The organism is Streptomyces sp. NPDC060209 (genome assembly GCF_042728155.1).
Lineage (GTDB): Bacteria > Actinomycetota > Actinomycetes > Streptomycetales > Streptomycetaceae > Streptomyces.
The window spans coordinates 1-4,227 of the sequence record NZ_JBHWZS010000480.1; the positions used below are offsets into that span (position 1 = coordinate 1).

A 4,227-nucleotide genomic window follows, 5' to 3' on the forward strand; every position below is an offset into this window, starting at 1 on the left:
ACCACCGTCCCCGGCACCGCGTCCAGGCACTCCCGCGTCCCCTCCGGCTCCGGGCGCCCCGCGCAGAACGACGCCGAGCGGTGGCCCGGCAGCCGTGGTGCGCCGTACTGACTGTCAGTGCATGACGGCCATGGCGAGCGCGCGGCGGGCGCGCATCGAGGCGCGCTCCGCACGGCGCTGCATCCGCCGGGCGGCCACCAGGCGCACTGCCTGGCGTCCCTCCTCGGCCTCCCTCAGGCGGTCGTGCATATGCGCACGGGCCAGGGCTTCTGGGATGAGTTGCATTTCGCGGGTCCTGTTCTGACGCGAGTCGTTCGCGCCGATGATGGTGACGTCCGGGGTCGCGGAGCCGACGGGCTCCCTCGTGGCGGTGGTCATTGGTGCCTGATTTCGGGGGTCACGGGTATGGGGACGGTCGATGGTTCCGATGCGCTTCGTTCGTGTGGGGGACATGACCCCCAGGCCGGCGGTCACGCCGCGACCGGGTTCTTGCGCGGACGGCCACGCGGGCGCTTGCGGGCGACGACGACGCCCTGGACGAAGAGCTCGCCACCCCAGACGCCCCACGGCTCGCGCCGCTCCTTGGCTCCGGCGAGGCATGCCTCCATCAGCGGACAGGTGCGGCAGAGGGACTTGGCGTACTCGACGTCCGCCGGCGACTCGGCGAAGAAGACCTCCGGGTCGTAGGAACGGCACGGGACGGGCACGCCGAGGTTCTCGATGGCGTCGTCGAGCGCGGTGAGCGCGGTGAGGGGGATCAAGGTGGAGTCCTCCGTGAGGCCGGGCGGGGAGATCGTGTCGGAAGGCGGTACGGACGGGGCGTGCGTCTCGAGTTGCACGGTGGCGTTGTCCTCGTCTGGTCGTGCCGGCCTGTTGGCCGGTTGGCGGCTGGTACCAGGTCCTGCTGTCCCGAGGCTCCTTCGTCTCGTCTCATCCGTTCGGACAAAACAAAAGGGCCGCGGATCCCGAGTGGGGTTCCGCGGCCCTGAAGGCGCCGGCCTGAGTTGGATCAGGCTGGATCACTCCAGGGTTCAGGCCCACGGAAGGCCCACATCTTGTGGTGCTGCGTCGTCTGCTTCTTGGCTCCGGCACCGGCTGCGGCTGCCGCAAAGGCATAGGCCGAGGCCTGTCCCTTCACTACGGCTGCTTCCGGTGCCTCGGTCGGTCGCTCATTGCGCTCCCGCACGGGCAGGGTCGCCAGGGACAGCGGGCGGACGGCGGAAATGCCGGACACACTGGTGCCACGAAGCGAGAGCTCTGAAGAGCGGGTGAGGCCGAGCGAGCAGGTGGAGACGACCGACGGATCGGTCATTTTGATGGTGTTGATGATGCTGATCACGGACAATCGCCTCCTCTCGGCGTCTCAAGGGACCGGCCGGGGCCGATCCTGCGGTATTCGGATAAGTACAGCACGGAGTCAGGGCTTCAGAGAAGTCGCTGTTCCCGTGGTTAAGAACCTATGGTGATTGCTGCTGCGGGCGCAAACTATTTTTTCGACGAGTTTTTCTCACACGTCGCCGTCGCCCTCGTCCGGCTCCTGACCCACCGTCCGGCCTGCGCAGATGTCCAGGACATCAGCCCCGAACCTGGTCAGCTTCCGGTTGCCGACACCGGCGATGACGACGAGCTCGCCCTCACTGCCCGGCGCCGCCTCGGCGATCGCCATGAGCGTCTTGTCCGTGAAGACGCAGTAGGCGGGCTGGCTGATCTCCTTCGCCCGGTCCGCGCGCCACTCGCGCAGCCGCTCGTACAGCGCCTCGTCCATGTCCGAGGGGCAGTCCTCGCAGCGCATCAGCTTCATCTCACCGGCTTCGGTGAGCGTCCTGCCGCAGACCCTGCACCGCACCGGGCCCCTCCGGCCGGGCCGGGCCGGCTTCTCGGTGCCCGCCCCGCCCGTACCCGCACGGGAGCCACGGTCGATGCCGCCGCCTCCGCCTGTACCGCCCCGCGTGCCGAGCGCGGCCGAGCCGGGCCGCAGCCCGTTCAGGAAGCGGGTCGCCCGGCGGTTCCCTCGGCCACCCGGCGACCGGGAGAGGGCCCAGGACAGCGACAGGTGGAAGCGGGCCCGGGTGACGCCGACGTACAGCAGCCGGCGTTCCTCCTCGACCTGTTCGTCCGTCTTGGCATAGGCGATCGGCATCATGCCCTCGGTGAGCCCGACGAGGAACACGGCATCCCACTCCAGGCCCTTGGCCGAGTGCAACGACGCCAGCGTGACGCCCTGGACCGTGGGTGCGTGCTGGGCTGCGGCCCGCTCGTCGAGCTCGGCCACGAGATCGGAGAGCGTCGCGCCCGGCCTGGCCTGTTCGAAGTCCTCCGCCAGTCGCACCAGCGCGGCGAGGGACTCCCAGCGGTCCCGCACCGCTCCCGATCCGGCGGGCGGCTTGGAGGTCCATCCCTTGGTGGAGAGCACCGCCCGCACCTCGGAGGGCAGGTCGTCGGCGCCGTCGAGCAGCGAGTCGTTGCCTCCCGCGCGGGCGGCGCCGCGCAGGGCGACGCCCGCCTCCCGCACCTCGGGACGGTCGAAGAAGCGCTCGGCGCCGCGCAGCTGGTAGGGCACACCCGCGTCCGCGAGGGCCTGCTCGTAGACCTCGGACTGGGAGTTGACCCGGTACAGCACGGCGATCTCGCCCGCCGGGACCCCGGCGGCGATCAGGTCACGGATCCTGCGTGCGGTGCCCTCGGCCTCCGCGGGCTCGTCCGCGTACTCCGTGTAGACAGGCTCGGGGCCCTTGTCCCGCTGCGACACCAGCTCCAGCCGGTGTTCGGCCGCCTTGCCCCGGGCCTGGCTCAGCAGACCGTTGGCCAGGTGCACGACCTGAGGTGTGGAGCGGTAGTCCCGCACCAGCTTGACCACCGTCGCGTCCGGGTGGCGGGTCCGGAAGTTCAGCAGGTGGTCGGGGGTGGCGCCGGTGAAGGAGTAGATCGTCTGGCCGGCGTCGCCGACGACGCAGAGATCGTCCCGGTCACCGAGCCAGAGATCGAGGAGCCGCTGCTGGAGCGGGCTGACGTCCTGGTACTCGTCGACGACGAAGTGCTGGTACTGACGGCGCACATGATCGGCGATGTCGTGCCGGTCCTGGAGGATGCCGACCGTGAGCAGGAGCACGTCCTCGAAGTCGATCACCGAGCGGTCGCGCTTCAGCTGCTCGTACATCGCGTAGATCTGCGAGAGTTCGGCCGGGTCGCGCGGCGCGTCCCGCTGGGTCTTCACGACCGCGGCCGGATAGTCGGCGGGCACGGTCTGGGTGACCTTGGCCCACTCGATCTCACTGGTGGTGTCCCGCAGCTCGTTGCGGTCGAGCCGGATCCCGCAGCGGGCCGCCGCCTCGGCGACCAACTGGACCTTGCGCTCCACCAGCCGCGGCAGCTCACCACCGACGGCTTTCGGCCAGAAGTACTGGAGCTGGCGCAGGGCGGCGGAGTGGAAGGTCCGCGCCTGCACACCGGTCGCGCCGAGCTGGCGGAGGCGGCCCCGCATCTCGCCGGCCGCCCGGTTGGTGAAGGTGACGGCGAGCACGGTCGTCGGCTGGAGGATCCCGGCCCGCACCCCGTAGGCGATGCGGTGCGTGAGGGCTCGCGTCTTCCCCGTACCGGCTCCGGCCAGCACACACACAGGTCCGCTCAGGGCCAGCGCGACCTCGCGCTGCTCCGGGTCGAGCCCGTCGAGCACGGCGTCCGCGGAGTCGGGGACCTGTGGGAAGAGGGTGGAATGCGTTGCTGCTGTCACCCTGCCATGCTGCCAGGTCGTGAGGGGCTGCCGCGGCGGTTGTCCACAGGGGCCGTCGATTGTCGTACCGGGTCAGGGGATGTCGTGCCGGTGCGGGGCGGGGCCGGGAATGGCGGTCGGGCCATGGACGTTCCCTGTATGCGGGACAGTACGTGGACGCGTCTGTCGCGCTTTTTCAGCGGGACCTTCCCAGCGGGACATACGAGACAAGGGAGCACCGACGACATGCCGGGCACTGTGACGATGTACAGCACCACGTGGTGCGGCTACTGCCGCCGGCTCAAGGGCCAGATGGATCGCGAAGGCATCGCGTACACCGAGGTCAACATCGAGCAGGACCCGGATTCGGCAGCCTTTGTCGAGAAGGCGAATGGCGGAAACCAGACGGTTCCGACCGTGCTCTTCCCCGACGGTTCGACGCTGACGAACCCTTCGCTGGCCCAGGTCAAGCAGAAGGTCGGCGCCTGATACGCAGACGGACGGCGACGGCCCCGGGC

5 protein-coding genes are annotated in these 4,227 nt (G+C 69.9%); 1 reads left to right on the forward strand and 4 read right to left on the reverse strand.

The window, feature by feature from the left end:
• Nucleotides 1–114: 114 nt before the first annotated feature.
• The 4 genes from ACFWFI_RS41410 to ACFWFI_RS41425 all read right to left on the reverse strand — a co-directional run bounded on the left by ACFWFI_RS41410 (nt 115) and on the right by ACFWFI_RS41425 (nt 3,730).
• The gene (locus ACFWFI_RS41410; RefSeq protein ID WP_387400920.1) at nt 115–474 is read right to left on the reverse strand and encodes a hypothetical protein; all 360 of its coding nucleotides are present in this window, start codon (nt 472–474) and stop codon (nt 115–117) included.
• Nucleotides 471–839: a WhiB family transcriptional regulator gene (locus tag ACFWFI_RS41415; RefSeq protein WP_031091240.1), complete on the reverse strand. Its 369-nt coding sequence runs from the start codon at nt 837–839 to the stop codon at nt 471–473. The genes ACFWFI_RS41410 and ACFWFI_RS41415 overlap by 4 nt, the downstream gene beginning before the upstream one ends.
• Before the next feature lie 170 nt (nt 840–1,009).
• Nucleotides 1,010–1,339 carry a hypothetical protein gene (locus tag ACFWFI_RS41420; RefSeq protein WP_387400922.1) on the reverse strand — a complete coding sequence of 110 codons (330 nt, stop codon included), beginning with the start codon at nt 1,337–1,339 and terminating at the stop codon, nt 1,010–1,012.
• A gap of 168 nt (nt 1,340–1,507) precedes the next feature.
• Entirely contained in the window at nt 1,508–3,730 is a 2,223-nt protein-coding gene (locus ACFWFI_RS41425) for an ATP-dependent DNA helicase UvrD2 (RefSeq protein ID WP_387400924.1), read from the reverse strand.
• A 225-nt stretch (nt 3,731–3,955) separates the two neighbouring features.
• Between ACFWFI_RS41425 and ACFWFI_RS41430 the strand changes: the two genes are divergently transcribed.
• The gene (locus ACFWFI_RS41430; protein ID WP_385503728.1) at nt 3,956–4,198 is read left to right on the forward strand and encodes a mycoredoxin; all 243 of its coding nucleotides are present in this window, start codon (nt 3,956–3,958) and stop codon (nt 4,196–4,198) included.
• Nucleotides 4,199–4,227: the final 29 nt, after the last annotated feature.